At 67.0% G+C, this 15316-nt stretch carries 18 protein-coding genes; 4 read left to right on the top strand and 14 right to left on the bottom strand.

Annotation, left to right across the window (positions count from 1 at the left end):
- Positions 1 to 3: 3 nt before the first annotated feature.
- Positions 4 to 705, bottom strand: coding sequence for an arylesterase (locus tag Cte04_RS16435; RefSeq protein ID WP_066480665.1), 702 nt, complete (start codon positions 703 to 705; stop codon positions 4 to 6).
- Here Cte04_RS16435 and Cte04_RS16430 point away from each other — a divergent pair.
- Positions 704 to 1411 (top strand): ABC transporter ATP-binding protein, encoded by a 708-nt coding sequence (locus Cte04_RS16430; protein WP_066480661.1) that lies wholly within the window; start codon positions 704 to 706, stop codon positions 1409 to 1411. The genes Cte04_RS16435 and Cte04_RS16430 overlap by 2 nt on opposite strands.
- Positions 1412 to 1506: 95 nt before the next feature.
- Here Cte04_RS16430 and sstT read toward each other — a convergent pair whose 3' ends face one another.
- Positions 1507 to 2736: a serine/threonine transporter SstT gene (gene sstT / locus Cte04_RS16425; RefSeq protein ID WP_066480659.1), complete on the bottom strand. Its 1230-nt coding sequence runs from the start codon at positions 2734 to 2736 to the stop codon at positions 1507 to 1509.
- 387 nt (positions 2737 to 3123) lie between these two features.
- Between sstT and rlmB the strand changes: the two genes are divergently transcribed.
- Entirely contained in the window at positions 3124 to 3882 is a 759-nt protein-coding gene (rlmB, locus tag Cte04_RS16420; RefSeq protein WP_066480656.1) for a 23S rRNA (guanosine(2251)-2'-O)-methyltransferase RlmB, read from the top strand.
- 48 nt (positions 3883 to 3930) lie between these two features.
- Here rlmB and Cte04_RS16415 read toward each other — a convergent pair whose 3' ends face one another.
- The 8 genes from Cte04_RS16415 to Cte04_RS16380 all read right to left on the bottom strand — a co-directional run bounded on the left by Cte04_RS16415 (position 3931) and on the right by Cte04_RS16380 (position 10578).
- The gene (locus Cte04_RS16415) at positions 3931 to 5859 is read right to left on the bottom strand and encodes an ATP-binding protein (protein WP_245633409.1); all 1929 of its coding nucleotides are present in this window, start codon (positions 5857 to 5859) and stop codon (positions 3931 to 3933) included.
- A 396-nt stretch (positions 5860 to 6255) separates the two neighbouring features.
- Positions 6256 to 6630: a DUF1428 domain-containing protein gene (locus Cte04_RS16410; protein ID WP_066480655.1), complete on the bottom strand. Its 375-nt coding sequence runs from the start codon at positions 6628 to 6630 to the stop codon at positions 6256 to 6258.
- A 24-nt stretch (positions 6631 to 6654) separates the two neighbouring features.
- Positions 6655 to 7131 carry an SRPBCC family protein gene (locus Cte04_RS16405; RefSeq protein WP_066480654.1) on the bottom strand — a complete coding sequence of 159 codons (477 nt, stop codon included), beginning with the start codon at positions 7129 to 7131 and terminating at the stop codon, positions 6655 to 6657.
- A 15-nt stretch (positions 7132 to 7146) separates the two neighbouring features.
- Positions 7147 to 8589: a DHA2 family efflux MFS transporter permease subunit gene (locus Cte04_RS16400; RefSeq protein WP_066480653.1), complete on the bottom strand. Its 1443-nt coding sequence runs from the start codon at positions 8587 to 8589 to the stop codon at positions 7147 to 7149.
- 4 nt (positions 8590 to 8593) lie between these two features.
- Positions 8594 to 8941 (bottom strand): GFA family protein, encoded by a 348-nt coding sequence (locus tag Cte04_RS16395; RefSeq protein WP_066480651.1) that lies wholly within the window; start codon positions 8939 to 8941, stop codon positions 8594 to 8596.
- Positions 8942 to 8966: 25 nt separating this feature from the next.
- Positions 8967 to 9353, bottom strand: coding sequence for a VOC family protein (locus tag Cte04_RS16390; RefSeq protein ID WP_066480650.1), 387 nt, complete (start codon positions 9351 to 9353; stop codon positions 8967 to 8969).
- A 67-nt stretch (positions 9354 to 9420) separates the two neighbouring features.
- On the bottom strand, positions 9421 to 10074 hold the full coding sequence (locus Cte04_RS16385; protein WP_066480801.1) for a dihydrofolate reductase family protein: 654 nt from the start codon (positions 10072 to 10074) through the stop codon (positions 9421 to 9423).
- A 69-nt stretch (positions 10075 to 10143) separates the two neighbouring features.
- A complete protein-coding gene (locus tag Cte04_RS16380; RefSeq protein WP_066480649.1) occupies positions 10144 to 10578 on the bottom strand; it encodes a VOC family protein in 435 nt (144 codons plus the stop codon).
- 224 nt (positions 10579 to 10802) lie between these two features.
- Between Cte04_RS16380 and Cte04_RS16375 the strand changes: the two genes are divergently transcribed.
- Both Cte04_RS16375 and Cte04_RS16370 read left to right on the top strand, forming a co-directional pair.
- Entirely contained in the window at positions 10803 to 11438 is a 636-nt protein-coding gene (locus Cte04_RS16375; protein WP_066480644.1) for a TetR/AcrR family transcriptional regulator, read from the top strand.
- Between the two features lie 30 nt (positions 11439 to 11468).
- Positions 11469 to 12254 (top strand): SIR2 family NAD-dependent protein deacylase, encoded by a 786-nt coding sequence (locus Cte04_RS16370; protein WP_066480634.1) that lies wholly within the window; start codon positions 11469 to 11471, stop codon positions 12252 to 12254.
- A gap of 69 nt (positions 12255 to 12323) precedes the next feature.
- On the opposite strand, the gene Cte04_RS16365 is transcribed toward Cte04_RS16370, so the two are convergent.
- From Cte04_RS16365 to Cte04_RS16350, 4 genes are all read right to left on the bottom strand, one after another.
- On the bottom strand, positions 12324 to 12959 hold the full coding sequence (locus Cte04_RS16365; protein ID WP_066480629.1) for a chromate transporter: 636 nt from the start codon (positions 12957 to 12959) through the stop codon (positions 12324 to 12326).
- A complete protein-coding gene (locus Cte04_RS16360; RefSeq protein WP_066480626.1) occupies positions 12956 to 13570 on the bottom strand; it encodes a chromate transporter in 615 nt (204 codons plus the stop codon). Before Cte04_RS16360 ends, Cte04_RS16365 begins: the two co-directional genes overlap by 4 nt.
- A gap of 152 nt (positions 13571 to 13722) precedes the next feature.
- Positions 13723 to 14370 (bottom strand): GntR family transcriptional regulator, encoded by a 648-nt coding sequence (locus Cte04_RS16355; protein WP_066480625.1) that lies wholly within the window; start codon positions 14368 to 14370, stop codon positions 13723 to 13725.
- A gap of 190 nt (positions 14371 to 14560) precedes the next feature.
- Complete coding sequence (locus tag Cte04_RS16350; protein WP_066480619.1) at positions 14561 to 15307, bottom strand: aspartate/glutamate racemase family protein; 747 nt, start codon at positions 15305 to 15307, stop codon at positions 14561 to 14563.
- Positions 15308 to 15316: the final 9 nt, after the last annotated feature.

Here is a 15316-nt window from a genome sequence, read left to right as displayed (position 1 = left end):
AGCCTATTTGAGCAGGGGCCTGAGCTGCGGCCAGACGTTTTCCAGCATATGCGGCTGGGCCTTGGCGTTGGGGTGGATGCGGTCGGGCTGGAACCACTGGTCGCTGTCCCTGGCATCGCCGATGCCCGACAGCAGAAATGGCACCAGCGGCAGCTTTTCCTTGGCGGCGATCTGGGTGAACATGTCCGCGAACTGCTGGGTATAGGCGGCCCCGTAGTTCGGCGGCACCTGCATGCCGACCAGCAGTATCCGGGCCCCCGACTCCCGCGCCATCTTGACCATGGCCTGCAGATTGCCTTGCGTGCTTTGCAGCGCCAGGCCGCGCAGCGCGTCGTTGCCCCCCAGTTCCAGCACCAGGACCGAGGGCTTGTGCTGTGCCAGCAGCGCCGGCAGCCGCGAGCGTCCGCCGGCCGTGGTCTCGCCGCTGACGCTGGCGTTGACGACCGGCAGCGGGTTTTTTTCGGCCTGCAGCCGTTGCTGCAGCAGCGAAACCCATCCCTTGCCGCGTGCCAGCCCGTATTCGGCGCTCAAGGAGTCGCCCAGCACCAGCACCGGTCCCGGGGGCACTGCCGGCTTGGCGTGGGTGGGCGCTGCCAGGGCGCTGCCACCTGCAATCCCGAGGGCCAGGCCGAGCAAGATACAGTGGCGGCGTTGCGTTAGGCTGCGGCTGGCGCTTTTGCAAAATTCCATCGTCCAATCTTTCATGTCAGAAACCACTGCCCTTCCTCTGATCGCTGTCGAGCATGTGTTCAAGTCGGTGACCGATTCCACGGGGTCGCTGGATATTTTGCGGGATATCCATCTGGACTTCGCCGAGCGTGAAACCGTGGCCATCGTGGGCGCATCGGGGTCGGGCAAGAGCACGCTGCTGTCCATTCTGGCCGGTCTCGATACCCCCAGCCGCGGCACGGTGCGCTTGCAGGGGAAGGACCTGTTTGCGCTGAGCGAGGACGAACGGGCCGCCGTGCGCGCGCAGAAGATCGGCTTTGTGTTCCAGAGCTTTCAGCTGCTGGGCAATATGACGGCGCTGGAGAACGTGATGCTGCCGCTGGAGTTGGCCGGCGCACGCGATGCACGCAGCCGCGCGGCGGAGATGCTGGAGCGCGTGGGGCTGGGCGAGCGCCTGAACCGCTATCCCAAGGTGCTGTCCGGCGGCGAGCAGCAGCGCGTGGCGCTGGCGCGTGCCTTTGTGGTCGAGCCCGCCGTGCTGCTGGCCGACGAGCCCACGGGCAGCCTGGACTTCGCCACCGGGCAGAGCGTGATGGAGCTGATGTTCGCGCTCAACCGCGAGCGCGGCACCACGTTGGTCCTGGTCACGCACGACCGCGCCATTGCCGAGCAGTGCGAGCGCAGCATCACCATCGAGGCTGGTCGCGCGATGGCGTCGCCGCGGGCAAAGCGCGCCGCCTGAAGTGTGGGAGATGAAAATGGCCCGAAGACCAATCTGGTAAAGCGCGGAATGCTCCCGAATCGGGAGCAATCGCGAAGTGCCGGGTGTGGGGGTGTTCAGACGGCTGGGATTTCCAGCCCCTGGCGGCGCTCGGCGCCGCGGCAGGCGGCGGCCGTGAACAGCACATCGGTGGAGGAGTTCAGCGCGGTTTCGGTGGAGTCCTGGATCACGCCGATCACATAGCCCACGCCCACGACCTGCATGGCCAAGTCGTTGCTGATGCCGAACAGGCTGCAGGCCAGGGGAATCAGCAGCAGCGAGCCGCCGGCCACGCCCGAGGCGCCGCAGGCGCAGACCGCGGATACCACGCACAGCAGCAGGGCGGTGGGAATGTCCACGGCAATGCCCAGCGTGTTCGCGGCAGCCAGGGTCAGCACGCTGATGGTGATGGCTGCGCCGGCCATGTTGATGGTGGCGCCCAGAGGGATGGAGATGCTGTAGGTTTCTTCGGCCAGCTGCAGCTTTCGGGCCAGCGCCAGGTTCACCGGAATGTTGGCGGCCGAGCTGCGCGTGAAGAAGGCCGTGACGGCGCTTTCGCGCAGGCAGGTCAGCGTCAGCGGATAGGGGTTGCGGCGCGTCTGGGTCCAGACGATGGCGGGGTTGACGACCAGCGCCACGAACAGCATGCAGCCCACCAGGACCAGCAGCAGCTGCGTGTAGTCCTTCAGCGCTTCCAGGCCGCCTGCCGAGAACGTGGCGGCTACCAGGCCGAAGATGCCCAGCGGCGCCAGCCGGATCACGCCCTGGATGATCTGGGTGATGGCCTGGCCCAGGTCTTCCAGCACCGTGCGGGTGGTGGGGTTGGCATGGCGCAGCGCAATGCCCAGCGCCACGGCCCAGGCCAGCACGCCGATGTAGTTGGCCTCCAGCAGCGCATGCACGGGATTGTCGAAGGCGCTCTTGAGCACGTTCATCAACACCTGGGTGATATCGCCCGGCACGCCCTGCACGGCCGGCGCTGCGCGAAAGTGGATGACCGAGGGAAACAGCGTGCTGGCGGCCACGGCCACGCAGGCGGCGGCCAGCGTGCCCACGGCGTACAGCCACAGCACGGGCTTGATCTGGGTTTCCTGGCCCGGGCGGTGGTTGCTGATCGCCGCGATCACGAGCAGGAACACCAGCACCGGCGCAATGGCCTTGAGCGCGGAGATGAAGAGCGTGCCCAGGATGGACACGGAATCCGCGGCCGAGGGCCAGAGCCAGGCCAGCAGGCCGCCTGCCACCAGGGCCAGAAGGATTTGCAGCACCAGGCTGCGACGGATGCGATCAAGCAAGGCGTTGAGCATGCAGGTCAAACAGAAAAAAAGTGAAACATGCCGATGGCGCAATACGGATTCCCTAGGGAGGTATTGCAAGGCGCTGCCGGATGGACGCCGGATCGGCTTCCGCCTGCGCAGACCGCTGCTTCGGCGTGGGTGGGGAGCCGCCATTCTTGCCGCAAGGCATCCGGCTTCAGGTCAGCGAAGCCGGCATCCGGCTGTCCGGCCTTGCCGGCGACGGGGTCGCAGGGCATGGCGGGGCAGGGTGGCTGCAGTGCAGCCCGTGGAATATGCATATGCGGGTTTGGCCGCCCGGGTGGCGCAGTGTAGCGGCAGAGCAAAAACACAGTCGCCCGGACTGGCATGGCCATGTGCCGGGGGAAGGCGCGTGCAAACCCGGGATAATGGCGCCCCATGTCGTCTCCCAAAGTCCTGTTCGGTTTCCACGCTGTTGGCGTGCGCCTGAAGACCGCTCCCCAGTCCATCATCGAAGTCTATTTCGAGGCAACGCGCCGCGACGCGCGCATGCGCCAGTTCCTGGAGCGGGCCAAGGAGGCCGGAGTGCGCCTGATCGAGGCCGATGCCATGCGCATCGCCAAGCTGGCCGGCAGCCATGGACACCAGGGCGTGGCCGCGCGCGTGGAGGAGCTCAAGGACACCCGCACGCTGGACGAGCTGCTGGACGACCTGGAGGCAGAGGGCGTGAAGGCGCCGCTGCTGCTGGTGCTCGACGGCGTGACCGATCCCCACAACCTGGGCGCCTGCCTGCGCGTGGCCGACGGGGCCGGCGTACATGCGGTGATCGCTCCCAAGGACCATGCGGCCGGCATCAATGCCACCGTGGCCAAGGTGGCCAGCGGCGCGGCCGAAACCGTGCCTTATTTCATGGTGACCAACCTGGCGCGCACGCTCAAGGAACTGCAGGAGCGCAATATTTGGGTCATCGGCACCAGCGGCGATGCCGACAAACATCTCTACCAGATGGATCTGACGGGCCCCACGGCCCTGGTGCTGGGCGCCGAAGGCGACGGCATGCGCCAGCTCACCCGCAAGACCTGCGACGAGCTGGTCAGCATTCCGATGCAGGGCGCGGTCGAGAGCCTGAACGTGTCGGTGGCCAGCGGCGTGTGCCTGTACGAAGCGCTGCGCCAGCGTCTGGCAGCCAAGGCCTGACCGCTCGACCGGCGCGCTCCTGAAGGCTCTGTCCCGGCGGCGCCTGGCTCAGTGCGAAGGTGCGAGGCGCCCCAGGGTGTCTTCTGACTTCTGGCGCATGATGCTGCGCACTGCGCCTGCCAGGTCCAGCATGGAAAAGGGCTTGAACAGCACCGTGCTGCCTTCCAGCGCCGGGATCTGCTCCTTCAGGTGTTCGCTGGAGTAGCCGGTGGTGAACAGCATGGGCATGCGCCGGCCTTCGGCATGCAGCTGATCGCGCATTTCCAGGGCCGTGAGCCGGCCCGGCATGCGGATGTCCGAGATGATGAGGTCCACCTCCATGCCGCCTTGAATGTAGCGCATGGCCACTTCCGGGTTGTAGGCCGTGGCGACCTGGTAGCCCAGCTCGTACAGCACCTGCGCCATGGCATTGCGCACCGACAGGTCGTCCTCGATGATCAGAATGGTTTCCATCGCGCCTTCGGCCAGGGCTTCTTCGTCCTGCTCCACCGGCAGGGCCTGGCTGGCCCGTGGCAGGTACAGGTGAAAGCTCGTACCCTGGCCCTCGGCCGACTCCACTTCGATCAGCCCGTCGGACTGGTCGACGAAGTTCTTGACCATGGGCAGGCCCAGGCCGGCACCCTTGCCTTCGGCCTTGGTGGTGAAGAAGGGCTCGAAGATGCGCTCTTTGACCTCGTCGCTCATGCCGCAGCCATCGTCGCTCAGGCAGATGTGCACATACTCGCCCCGGGCGCCGGGCCGGTCCAGGACCGCGTTCTCGAGCTGCAGCGTGATGTGCCCGCTGCCGCCGACCGCGTCGCGCGCATTGATGGCGAGATTGATCAGCGAATTCTCGAAGTACATCCTGTCCGTGCGTATGGGCCACAGGCTCTCGGGCATGCGGATCTGGAAGGCGGTTTCCGCGCCCACGGCCTTGGCCAGCAGGTCTTCGATGTCGCGCACCAGCGCTTTGGGGTCGGCGGCTGCCAGGCTCAGCGGCCTGCGGCTGCTGAATCCGGTAAGGTGCGAGGCCATCCGGCCGGCCTTCTTGATCGTTTCGTGGATCACGTCCACATGCTCGCGCTGGCGCGGATCGGACAGGCTTTTTTCCAGCAGGCCGGCATGCAGGCCGGTGACGAACAGCAGATTGTTCAGGTCATGCGCGACGCCGGCCGACAGGTTGGACACCAGGTCCATTTTCTGCGCCCTGGCCAGATCGTCCTGGGCCTGGCGCAGCTCGCCCTGGATGCGATGCAGCTTGTGCTTGAGCAGGGCGAGCTGCTCGTGCAGGCGGTCTTCGCCCTGCTTGATGGCTTCCAGGTTGATGTTGAAGCCCATCCAGTACAGGACCTCGCCCCGGTCGTTCTTGACCGGCTCCAGCGTGGAAAAATGCCACAGGTAGCGCCCGTCGTGGCGCCTGATGCGCAGCCGGTAGCCCGAGGGCGCTTCGGTGATCAGGGCGCGTGACAGGCTGGCATTGACGCTGGCCAGATCGTCGGGATGCACCAGGTCGATCCAGGTGGCATCGCCGAGGTCCACATGCTGCGCATGGTGGAACGCATAGCGCTTGAGCGCCCGGTTGATCCAGGCAATCTCGCCGCGCGGTGTGGCAATCCATATCTGCTGGGGCAGCCGGTCCAGGCAGGCTTCGAAACGGTCGATGCGCGAAAGGTCGGCCGCCGGATGGGCTGCTTCGGCTTCTGCGGTGGCCGGGGCTGCCGGCATGGGCAGCAGGTAGCACTGCAGCGCGCAGGGCTGGCCGTTGTCGAGAACCGGCAGAAAGTGCCAGATGCCCAGGGCCTGGGGGCAGGAGATGCCGGTATCGATCCGGGCGGCCAGGCATTCGTCGATGGCCTGCTGAAACGGGGCACAGGCAAAGCCGCCGTCGGCCAACGGGGAGGCGTTGCGGGCGAGCAGGTCCTGCAGTGCCTGGTTGGCAAACTCCAGGCGCAACCCGGGCCAGGCAATGAGGCCCATGGGGAGGGCGGCCGTGCTCATTACCTGCTGGAGTGCATCCAGTCTTGCCAGTGGGGACATCATGATGGGACTTCAGTTTCGCAAAGCAGCATGCGTGCGCTGGCAGTGTAGGCGTGCTTTCTGCTGGTTATATGGTTCCGCTTCCAAATTAACAAAGGTTAATACAGCGCCTGGAAGCCGGCCGCATGCTCTAAAAAAGCCGGGCCGGTTCAGCACTGGAATGCGTGCTTCCTACGCTACCACAGCCAGGGTGGCGCGGGCATGCATTCCTTCTATGTCATCAGCAGGCAAGGGGAAGGCGCGGGTGCAATCCGCAGCCGCCGCTTCCCGCCGGGAGGCTGCAAGATGGCCGCTCTGCCTGGGGCAGTGCGAAGCCCGAAGGCGTGGCAACAGAGACGGAAGAGGGGCAGGCAGCTGTCAGAGTGCGCTGCCGCCGTCCATTTCCACCAGTGTCTGGAAGCCGCCCCAGAACATGCGCTTGGCATCGAAGGGCATGCTGGCCGGGTCCATGCCGGCGATGCGCGGGTCCTTCATGACGGCGGCGTTGATGCGGTCGCGCTCCTCGCGCGAGGCATAGACGATCCACGAGAACACCACGGTCTCGTCGTCCTGGAGCTGAACGGCCTGCGGGAACGAGGTGCGCTTGCCCATGGGTACGTCGTCGCCTACGCATTCCCAGTATTGCAGCGCGCCGTATTCCATCCACACCTTGCCGGCGTCCTGGGTCAGCCGGCGGTAGGCCTCGATATGTGCGCGGGGCACCGGCAGCACGAATCCGTCAACGTAATGCATGGCAGTCTCCTTGGTGGCGGGGGTCTACAGCGTGGCAGCCAGCGCTTCCAGCTGGTCTGCGCAAATGCCCCAGCCGGTGTGAAAGCCCATGGCCTCGTGCTGCTGGCGCGCCTCCTCGGTCCAGTGGCGCGCGATGGCGGTGTAACGCGTCTGCGTGCCTTCGGGTTCGAAAGTCACGATGGCCGTGAAGAACGGCTTGGCGGAGGGCACCCAGCCGGCGGTATAGGCATCGGTGAACACGATGCGGCGGTTGGGTACCACTTCCAGGTACACGCCGGCGTTCGGATATTCCTTGCCATCGGGATCGCGCATCACGATCACGCTGCCGCCGCCCGGGCGCAGGTCCACCTCGGCGCGCGCGATCGTCCAGGGGCTGGGCACGAACCATTGCTTGAGCAGCGCGGTATCGGTCCAGCAGCGAAACAGCTTGTCGGCCGGCGCCGCCAGCAATCGGGTCAGGACCAGATCGTTGGGGTGCTGGGGGGAAGGGGATTGGGTCATGGCAGAGCCTCCTTTTCAATGAATGGCCGGCGAGGTTTCGCCGGCCTGCAGATTCGCATGCAGCAGGGTGAAACCCAGTGCGGCGGCAAGCAGCGCAAACAGCGCGCCTGCGCCAAAGGCCCACTGGTAGCCGCCCAGCAATGCCCCCAGGGCATCGCTGCCGCGAGCGGTCAGTGCCGCCGTGCGGCCTGCGGCCAGACTGGCCAGCACGGCCAGGCCCAGCGCGCCGCCCAGCATGAACGCGGTGTTGACCAGACCCGAGGCCAGGCCGGCGTCGGCGGGCGAGACATCGTGCATGGCGGCCATCAGCATGGGGTTGAAGGCCACGCCCGCGCCCAGGCCCAGCAGCAGCATGCCGGGCAGCACGTCAAGCCAGAAACCGCCGGAATCAGCCGCCAGGGGGGCGCGCGCGAACAGCAGCAGCCCCGTAGCGGCCAGCAACAGCCCTGCGGCCAGCGGTGCGCGGATGCCGAAGCGCATCACCAGCCTGGCCGACCAGCCCAGCGACAGCGCCGCCATCACCAGATTGGCCGGCAGGAAGGCCAGGCCCACCTGCATGGGCGTATAGCCCAGCACCTGCTGCAGGTACAGCGCCGACATGAAGAACCAGGCGAACATGCCGGCCGACCACAGCACGGCACAGATATTGGAGATGCAGATATTGCGCCGCCGGAACAGCGCCAGCGGCACTAGTGGATGGGCCGAGCGCGATTCGATGAAGAGGAATAGCGCCATCAGCAGCGCAGCGGCACCCAGCAGGGCAAGCGTCCGGGCCGAGTCCCAGCCGGCCGTGTTGCCGCCGACCACCCCGTAGACGGCCAGCATCAGCGACAGCGTGACGGTGGCGGCGCCGGCCACATCGAGCTTCGCGCCGCTGCCCGGGGCAGCGGTGGCCGGCAGCAGCAGCCGGCTGGCCAGGTACACGGCCACGCCTATGGGCAGGTTGACGAGGAAGATCCAGTGCCAGCCCACGCTGGTCAGCAGGCCACCCAGCAGCACGCCCAGGCTGCCGCCACCGGCGCAGACAAAGCCGTAGACCCCCATGGCGCGCGTGCGCTCCCGGGTTTCGGTGAACAGGTTCATGATCAGCGACAGGGCCACGGCCGACACCACGGCGCCGCCCAGGCCCTGTATGGCACGCGCCGCCACCAGGACCTCCTGCGAGGGCGCCAGTCCGCAGGCCAGCGAGGCCAGGGTGAAGAAGGCCAGGCCTGCGAGGAACATGCGGCGGTGGCCGTACAGATCGCCCAGCCGCCCGCCCAGCAGCAGGCAGCCGCCGAAGGTGAGCATGTAGGCGTTGACCACCCATACCAGCGAGGTCTCGGTGAAGCCCAGGTCGGCACGTATCGATGGCAGGGCGACATTCACGATGGTGCTGTCCAGCACGATCATGAGCTCGCCCAGGCACAGCACGATCAGTGCCAGCCAGCGGCGTCGGGAATGGGCGGCGGTCTCCATGCCGTTACGCCGAGCGCCCGTCGTAATGGCGCACCGGAATCGCGCCGAGGTCCACATCGTCCACGCAGCGCATGTTGATGGCCGCCATGGCCTGGCCCTGCGGGCTGGTGCCCTCTCCATAGAGGTGGATGCCGCAGTCCGGGCAGAAACGGTGGCGGATGACGTGCTTGTTGAAGGTATAGGTGCTGCTGTTGCCTTCCGGCGTGAGCAGCTTCAGATTTCCGCGTGGAGTGAACCACAGCAGCGAGCCGCGGCGCCGGCACATGGAGCAGTTGCAGGTCAGCACCTCGCCGACCTCGCCCTCGAACGTGAATGCATTCCTGCCGCAATGGCAGCTGGCTTGGTATTGCATGGCAAGTGGACAGCGGTTGGAAAGCTCACTGCATCGAGTGCAGGCCGATCATGTTGCCCTCTGGGTCCTGCACGATGGCGCAGTGGCCGTAGGGACCGATGGAGAACTTGGCGCGGTGGACCTGGCCGCCTGCGGGCTCGACGCGGGACTGCTCCACGGCGCAGTCCTCGCAGGCGAAATACACCATGGTGCCGCCTGCGCCCGAAGGCACGCCCTCCATTTTCACCAGCATGCCGCCGGCACCCGGGCGCTCCGTCTCCATCGGAAAGGCCAGCATGCGCACGCCCCCGGAAGTGCCGTCAGGCGGGGCCAGCGGCTCCAGCGTGCACTGGAAGACGGTTTCGTAGAACCGGCGCGCACGCTCCATGTCCTGCACGTAGATCTCGAACCAGACAACGGGATTGGGTTTCATGATGAGTCTTCCTTCTGATGGAGGGAAACAAGCGGCCCCGCGCAGCGGCACGGCATGCCGCGGCCTCTCAGGCGCTGCGGCGCGTGAGCACCACATGGGCAGCCTTGCCCGAAGGAGCGAACTGCGTGCATTCGTACCCCAGGGCCGGCAGGTCGATGTCCCCGAGCAAATGCTCCCCGCTGCCGAGCAGCACGGGGGCGATGGCGATGTGCAGCTCGTCGATCAGGCCGGCAAGCAGGTACTGCCGCAGGGTGGCGACGCCGCCGCCGATGCGCACATCCTGCGCCCCTGCCGCGGCGCGTGCCTGCTGCAGTGCTTCGTGGATGCCGCCGGTGACGAAGTGGAAAACCGTGCCGCCTTCCATCGTGACCGACGGGCGCGCGTGGTGGGTGAGGACAAAGACCGGCACGTGGTAGGGCGGGTTGTCTCCCCACCACCCTTTCCACTCCATGTCGGGCCATGGTCCGCGCACGGGGCCGAACATGTTGCGCCCGAGAATCCAGGCACCCACATTCCTGAAGCCGCGCGCGGCGAAATCCTCGTCCACGCCCGTGGTCCCGCCGTCGGCGCCGAACACCATGCGTTGGAACGTGCGCGTGGGCAAGGCCCACTGGTGCAGCTCCCTGCCTCCGGCCCCCATGGGGTGGTCGAGATCCTGGCCGCGGCCCGCACCGTAGCCGTCCAGGGAGATGGTGAAGCTCTCAACGCGTACCTGTGGCATCTGCATACCCTTTTCTTCACGTAGGGCGGCCCGAATGGCGCACGGGGCGCACAAGCGGACTTGCCGGGCTCAGCCCTGGCGGACGTTGACCATCCAGGGCGTGCCGAAACGGTCCTTGACCATGCCGAAGCCCTGCGACCAGAAGGTCTTGGCAAAAGGCATGACGGTCTGCCCGCCCTGCGCCAGGGCGTCGAAGAAACGCTGGCCTTCGGCCGTGCTGTCGGCCTGGATGGACACCCACAGGCCCTGGGCCGGCTGGTAGCCGCCGCAAGTGGCATCGGCGCCCGGCATGGCGTCCGAGCCCATCAGCGACTGGTCCTTGATCTGCAGATGCACATGCATGATGCGCTGCCTGGCCGACTCGGGTATCGGCGGCATGCCTTCCTGGGCCGGCATTTCGCCGAAGGTGCCCTGGTAGACGATGCTGCCGCCGAATAGCTTGGCATAGAAGGCGAAGGCTTCGGCGCAGTTGCCGTCGAAGTTCAGGTAGGGGGTGAATTGCATGCTGCTGTCTCCTGTGGGTTGAGGAAAAGGAATTCCGGAAGCCGGCCGGGGCCTCCAGGCTATTGCCGCAATATGTTGTTCATGTGTACGGTGTTCACTTATTATGGAGATTAAAATGGACGCTGTCCACATTTTGAAGTGGAGGCTGCATGCAGGCTGTGAGGATTCGTTTGCGTCCGTATCCAGACCTTCATGGAGCGCTGTTTGCCGCTGCCGGATCCGCCATGAGTTCATCGAGAGCAAGAAAAACCTATCACCACGGAGATTTGCGCCAGGCCCTGGTGCAGGCCGGGCTGGAGCTGGCGCGGGCCGGCGGCCCCGAAGCCGTGGTGCTGCGCGAGGCCACGCGCCGCGCCGGCGTGGCGCCCAATGCCGCCTACCGGCATTTCGCGAACCGCGAAGCGCTGTTTGGCGCGGTACGCGCCGCGGCGCTGGGCGCGCTGGCCCGGGCCATAGAGCAGGAAATGGATGCGGCGCGCGGCATCGAGGATGCGGCCCAGCGCTCGCGCGCACTGCTGGCGGCCGTGGGGCGCGGCTATCTGGGCTTTGCGCAGGCCGAGACCGGCTGGTTCCGCTCCGCGTTCGCCTGGGGCGCCTACGATGTGGAAGTCGCGCCCGACGCGGCGCATACGGCATCCATGGGACTCAATCCCTTCGAACTGCTGGGCTATGCGCTGGATGCCATGCGCGATGCGGGCGTACTGGCGGCCGAGCGCCGGCCCGGCGCCGAATTCCTGGCCTGGTCCGCCGTGCACGGCATGGCCCTGCTCATGATCGACGGCCCGCTGCGCCACGCGCCGCCGCCCATGCGCCAGGTGCTGGCGCTGCGCCTGCTCGATATGGTGGAAAAAGGCCTCTGAGGTTTTCAGTCCGGTCCGCACAACCTGCACATGACAAACAATATTCCCACCGGGCCGCAAGCCGGCTGTGCCACCACGATGGCCCTGGTGCGGCAATGGCTGGCCCAGGCCCAGGGCAGGCACAAGGGGCTTGCCGTGCTCACGGGCGCCGGTGTCAGCGCCGAGTCCGGCGTGCCCACGTTCCGCGACGACAGCACCGGCTACTGGGCTCGCTTCAGGCCGGAGGACATGGCCAGCGAAGCCGGCTACCGGCGCGACCCGCAGCATGTCTGGCGCTGGTATGAATACCGGCGCGAGCTGGTGCGCAACGTGCAGCCCAATGCCGGCCACCTGGCGCTGGCGCACTGGGCGCAACGCCATCCCGCAGGCATGACCCTGATCACGCAGAACGTGGACGGCTTGCACCAGAAGGCCGGCAGCCCTGACGTGCTGTGCCTGCATGGCGAGCTGCTCAAGAACCGCTGGCTCAACCACCGCTGCGCGCAGTGTGACCTCGCGCATCCGGCCGCAGGCGAGCCGCCGTACTGCCCCGCCTGCGGCAACTTGGTGCGCCCGGCCGTGGTCTGGTTTGGCGAGTCCCTGCCCCAGGGCATCTGGGCCGAGGCCGAGCAGGCGGCCCAGAACTGTACGCTGATGCTGGTGGTGGGCACCTCGGGCGCCGTCTACCCGGCAGCCGGCCTGGCACAGATTGCGCGGCAGGCCGGGGCCCGCGTGGTGGTGATCAATCCCCGTCCGACCGAACTGGATGCCATGGCCCATGCCCTGCTGCACGGCCCTTCGGCCGAACTGCTGCCGCAACTGCTTTGCGAAGATTGATGCCTGCTACTGAATGAGAAGCTGTCGGCGCTTGATGGGTAAGCGTTGCAGCCTGTTTTTGCTGTATTCCTAAACCCAGCCCATGGCGCCCAGCAGCGCCCCCGCACCCAGCAGCCACAGCAGATGCACGCGTGTGCGCCAGACGATGAGGGTGCAGGCCAGGCTCAGCAGCCATAGCCGCCACTCCCGGGCCGGCTGGCCGCCGGCGCTGCCGGCACTGCTCAGGAGCCAGCCCGTGGCCAGCAGCAGGCCCACGACCAGCGGAGCCATGCCCTGCTTGAAGGCGCGCACGCTGCGCCGGCCCTGGTTGCGCTGGCCCCAGCGCGAGGCCTGCCAGGCCAGCAGCGAACTGGGCAGCAGAATGCCGCCCATGCAGACCAGCACGCCCAGCAGACCGAACAGCCAGGCCGGCAGGCCGCTGCCGCCGCCGGCGTTGAGGCCGATGTTCCAGCCCAGCAGCGCGATGAACAGCACATTGGGCCCGGGCGCAGCCTGGGCGATGGCGATGGAGCTGGTGAACTGCGTGTCGCTGAGCCAGCCGCGGCCGTCCACCAGAAAGCGGTGCATGTCGGGCGCCGTGGCAATGGCGCCGCCCACGGCCATCAGCGACAGCGAAAGAAAGTACAGCAGCAGCTGCATCCAGTCGGACGGCTGCATATGGATGGCCAGTTGCTGGGCGGCCTGGACTGTCGTGGCGGCGCTCATGGGGCCAGCTTTCTCCAGGTCAGCACGCAGCCTGCACCGCCCACTGCAAGCAGCACCCAGAACAGCGGCAGGCGCAGCAGCGCCATGGCGGCAAACGCGGCCAGGGCCAGTGCATAGCCGGGCCAGCGGCCCAGCGGATGGCGGGCCAGCGTGGCTGCCAGCTTCAGGCCCATGCCGGCCACCAGGCCCGCGGCCACGGCGCCCATGCCCCGCAGGGCGCCGGCCATGGCGGGATGGGCGGCAAATTGCGAATACACGATGGTGAGCGTGATGACCAGCAGCATCGGAAAGCTCAGCATGCCGCAGACGCCGGCCACGGCGCCGCGCCAGCCGAAATAGCGCTCGCCGAGCATGATGGACAGGTTGACCACATTGGGGCCGGGCATGATCTGGGCCACGGCCCAGTCCTCGATGAATTCCTCGTTGGTCAGCCAGCGCTTTTTTTCGACCAGCTCGCGCTGCACCACGGCCAGCACGCCGCCGAAGCCCTGCAGCGCCAGGAAGGTGAAGGACCAGTACAGGTCGCGCAGGCTGGCCGGGCGCGGCCTGGCTGGTGGCAGGCCGGCCGGGGCCGCTGATGCTGTGGGGGGAGAGGCGGCTGGAGTGGTCATCGGGGGCCTTGTGCCCGTGGCGCTGGTGCGAGTGGCGATCTAGCCGTCGATGCTAATGCCTGCCGGTGCAGGCGCAGGCCTCGTTGGCATCTGCCTATGTGAAGCCGGCATCTGCAATGGCGATGGCAGCACCGCGCGATGCGGCGGGAGCCTCACAGTTCGCCGAGGATCTGCTCCAGGTCCGCCTCGTCCGCATCGGCTTCCAGGCGCAGGCTGCCCTGGATGTGGTCCAGGTGGCTGAGCATCAGCTGCTCGGCCTGCTCGCTGTGGCCCGCTGCAATGGCATGGACCACGGCCTCGTGCTCGTCCACCAGGCAGCAGGTGTTGACGGCGGATTCGTAAAGCGAAATCGTCAGACAGGTCAGCGTGGACAGTTCGCGCATGCTGCGCAGCAGGGCGGAATTGCCGGCCAGCTCGGCCAGCAGCACGTGAAATTCGCCCGACAGGCGCACGGTGGCGCGTTTGTCGGCGTTCTCGCGCGCTTCGCGCTCCTGCTTGAGATGGGCCTGCAGCCGGCGCATCTTGGCGCTGTCCATGCATTGCACCAGGCGGCGCACGATACCGGGCTCGATCAGCCGGCGCGCCTCGAAAACGTCCAGCGCCTGCTCGATGGTCGGCTTGGCCACAAAGGCGCCACGCTGGGGAAACAGCTCCACCATCTGGTCGCGCGCCATGCGGGCCAGCACCTCGCGCACGCGCGCGCGGCTGGTGTTGAAGATGCTGGCCAGCCTGTCCTCGCCCAGCTTGGTACCGGGCAGCAGGCGATGCTCGTGGATGGCCGTGGCGATGCGCGAAGCCATTTCATCCACGGTGATTTCGGATCGGGAGGAACTGCTTCGATTGTTCACTTTTGAGGCGGTTTTTGTTGACATGCTTAGGAATTCTAGGGCCTGTTCACGCAATCCGATCCGTATGCGCCATATGAACAGGCCCCGGGCCGTGCGGCATGCCGCCGGCAGCTGCGCTCCCTGTGGCTATCCCGCAAACCGTTCAGGGCAGTTGGCCGAAAAGCCGGGTCAGCCCTGGAGGAAGGTTCTTGAAGTCCTTGCGCGGCGGCTTGGCGAAGCTGCCGACGCGCGCCGGTGCGGGCGCCAGCGACACCAGGCTTTGCGCGTGGTTGACGGCGCTGGAGACGCCATCGACCGCGGGTACGGGCAACTGGTGCTTGATGGAGCGGGCCAGGCCCGCCAGCGGCGCACCGGCGATGATCAGCACGTCCGCGCCGTCCTCCTGCACGGCGGCTTCGCACAGGGCCTGCAGGCGGGCCGCATGGTCGTCCTGCACGCTGCCGATGTCGCGCAGCGGCTCGTCCAGGCAGCGGATGCTGGCCAGGCGGCCGTCCAGGCCGTTGCGTTCCACCATGTCGCGGTACCAGGCGGTGATGCGCCGGGAGATGGCGATGATGGAAAAGCGCTTGCCCAGCATGCAGGCGCTCATGAGCGCGGACTCGGTCATGCCCAGCACGGGAATGTCCAGCGCCTCGCGCAGGCCTTCGAGGCCCGGGTCGCCAAAGGCCGCGAGGATGACGGCGTCATGCCTGTGCGCATGCTCGGCGGCCAGCTCGGCCACGGCGTAGGCGGCGATCATGGCCTCGAAACGCGTCTCGATATAGGCCACGCCCATGGGCGCGGTCAGCATGGTGATCTCCGTGCCCGGCGCGGCGGCCAGCCTGGCCTCTTTCTCGATGAGGGCGGTGACGCTCTCGGAGATGTTGGGGTTGATGATGAGCAGTTTCATGGTGCGTTT

The organism is Comamonas terrae (genome assembly GCF_001544075.1).
Lineage (GTDB): Bacteria > Pseudomonadota > Gammaproteobacteria > Burkholderiales > Burkholderiaceae_C > Comamonas > Comamonas terrae.
This window is presented reverse-complemented; position numbering and strand designations above follow the sequence as displayed.

What these genes read in the sequence shown, in the direction of transcription:
- Cte04_RS16430 (WP_066480661.1), top strand. Translation starts at nt 704, where the DNA reads ATGTCAGAAACCACTGCCCTTCCTCTGATCGCTGTCGAGCATGTGTTC.
- Cte04_RS16435 (WP_066480665.1), bottom strand. Translation starts at nt 705, where the DNA reads ATGAAAGATTGGACGATGGAATTTTGCAAAAGCGCCAGCCGCAGCCTA.
- sstT (WP_066480659.1), bottom strand. Translation starts at nt 2,736, where the DNA reads ATGCTCAACGCCTTGCTTGATCGCATCCGTCGCAGCCTGGTGCTGCAA.
- rlmB (WP_066480656.1), top strand. Translation starts at nt 3,124, where the DNA reads ATGTCGTCTCCCAAAGTCCTGTTCGGTTTCCACGCTGTTGGCGTGCGC.
- Cte04_RS16415 (WP_245633409.1), bottom strand. Translation starts at nt 5,859, where the DNA reads ATGAGCACGGCCGCCCTCCCCATGGGCCTCATTGCCTGGCCCGGGTTG.
- Cte04_RS16410 (WP_066480655.1), bottom strand. Translation starts at nt 6,630, where the DNA reads ATGCATTACGTTGACGGATTCGTGCTGCCGGTGCCCCGCGCACATATC.
- Cte04_RS16405 (WP_066480654.1), bottom strand. Translation starts at nt 7,131, where the DNA reads ATGACCCAATCCCCTTCCCCCCAGCACCCCAACGATCTGGTCCTGACC.
- Cte04_RS16400 (WP_066480653.1), bottom strand. Translation starts at nt 8,589, where the DNA reads ATGGAGACCGCCGCCCATTCCCGACGCCGCTGGCTGGCACTGATCGTG.
- Cte04_RS16395 (WP_066480651.1), bottom strand. Translation starts at nt 8,941, where the DNA reads ATGCAATACCAAGCCAGCTGCCATTGCGGCAGGAATGCATTCACGTTC.
- Cte04_RS16390 (WP_066480650.1), bottom strand. Translation starts at nt 9,353, where the DNA reads ATGAAACCCAATCCCGTTGTCTGGTTCGAGATCTACGTGCAGGACATG.
- Cte04_RS16385 (WP_066480801.1), bottom strand. Translation starts at nt 10,074, where the DNA reads ATGCCACAGGTACGCGTTGAGAGCTTCACCATCTCCCTGGACGGCTAC.
- Cte04_RS16380 (WP_066480649.1), bottom strand. Translation starts at nt 10,578, where the DNA reads ATGCAATTCACCCCCTACCTGAACTTCGACGGCAACTGCGCCGAAGCC.
- Cte04_RS16375 (WP_066480644.1), top strand. Translation starts at nt 10,803, where the DNA reads ATGAGTTCATCGAGAGCAAGAAAAACCTATCACCACGGAGATTTGCGC.
- Cte04_RS16370 (WP_066480634.1), top strand. Translation starts at nt 11,469, where the DNA reads ATGACAAACAATATTCCCACCGGGCCGCAAGCCGGCTGTGCCACCACG.
- Cte04_RS16365 (WP_066480629.1), bottom strand. Translation starts at nt 12,959, where the DNA reads ATGAGCGCCGCCACGACAGTCCAGGCCGCCCAGCAACTGGCCATCCAT.
- Cte04_RS16360 (WP_066480626.1), bottom strand. Translation starts at nt 13,570, where the DNA reads ATGACCACTCCAGCCGCCTCTCCCCCCACAGCATCAGCGGCCCCGGCC.
- Cte04_RS16355 (WP_066480625.1), bottom strand. Translation starts at nt 14,370, where the DNA reads ATGGCTTCGCGCATCGCCACGGCCATCCACGAGCATCGCCTGCTGCCC.
- Cte04_RS16350 (WP_066480619.1), bottom strand. Translation starts at nt 15,307, where the DNA reads ATGAAACTGCTCATCATCAACCCCAACATCTCCGAGAGCGTCACCGCC.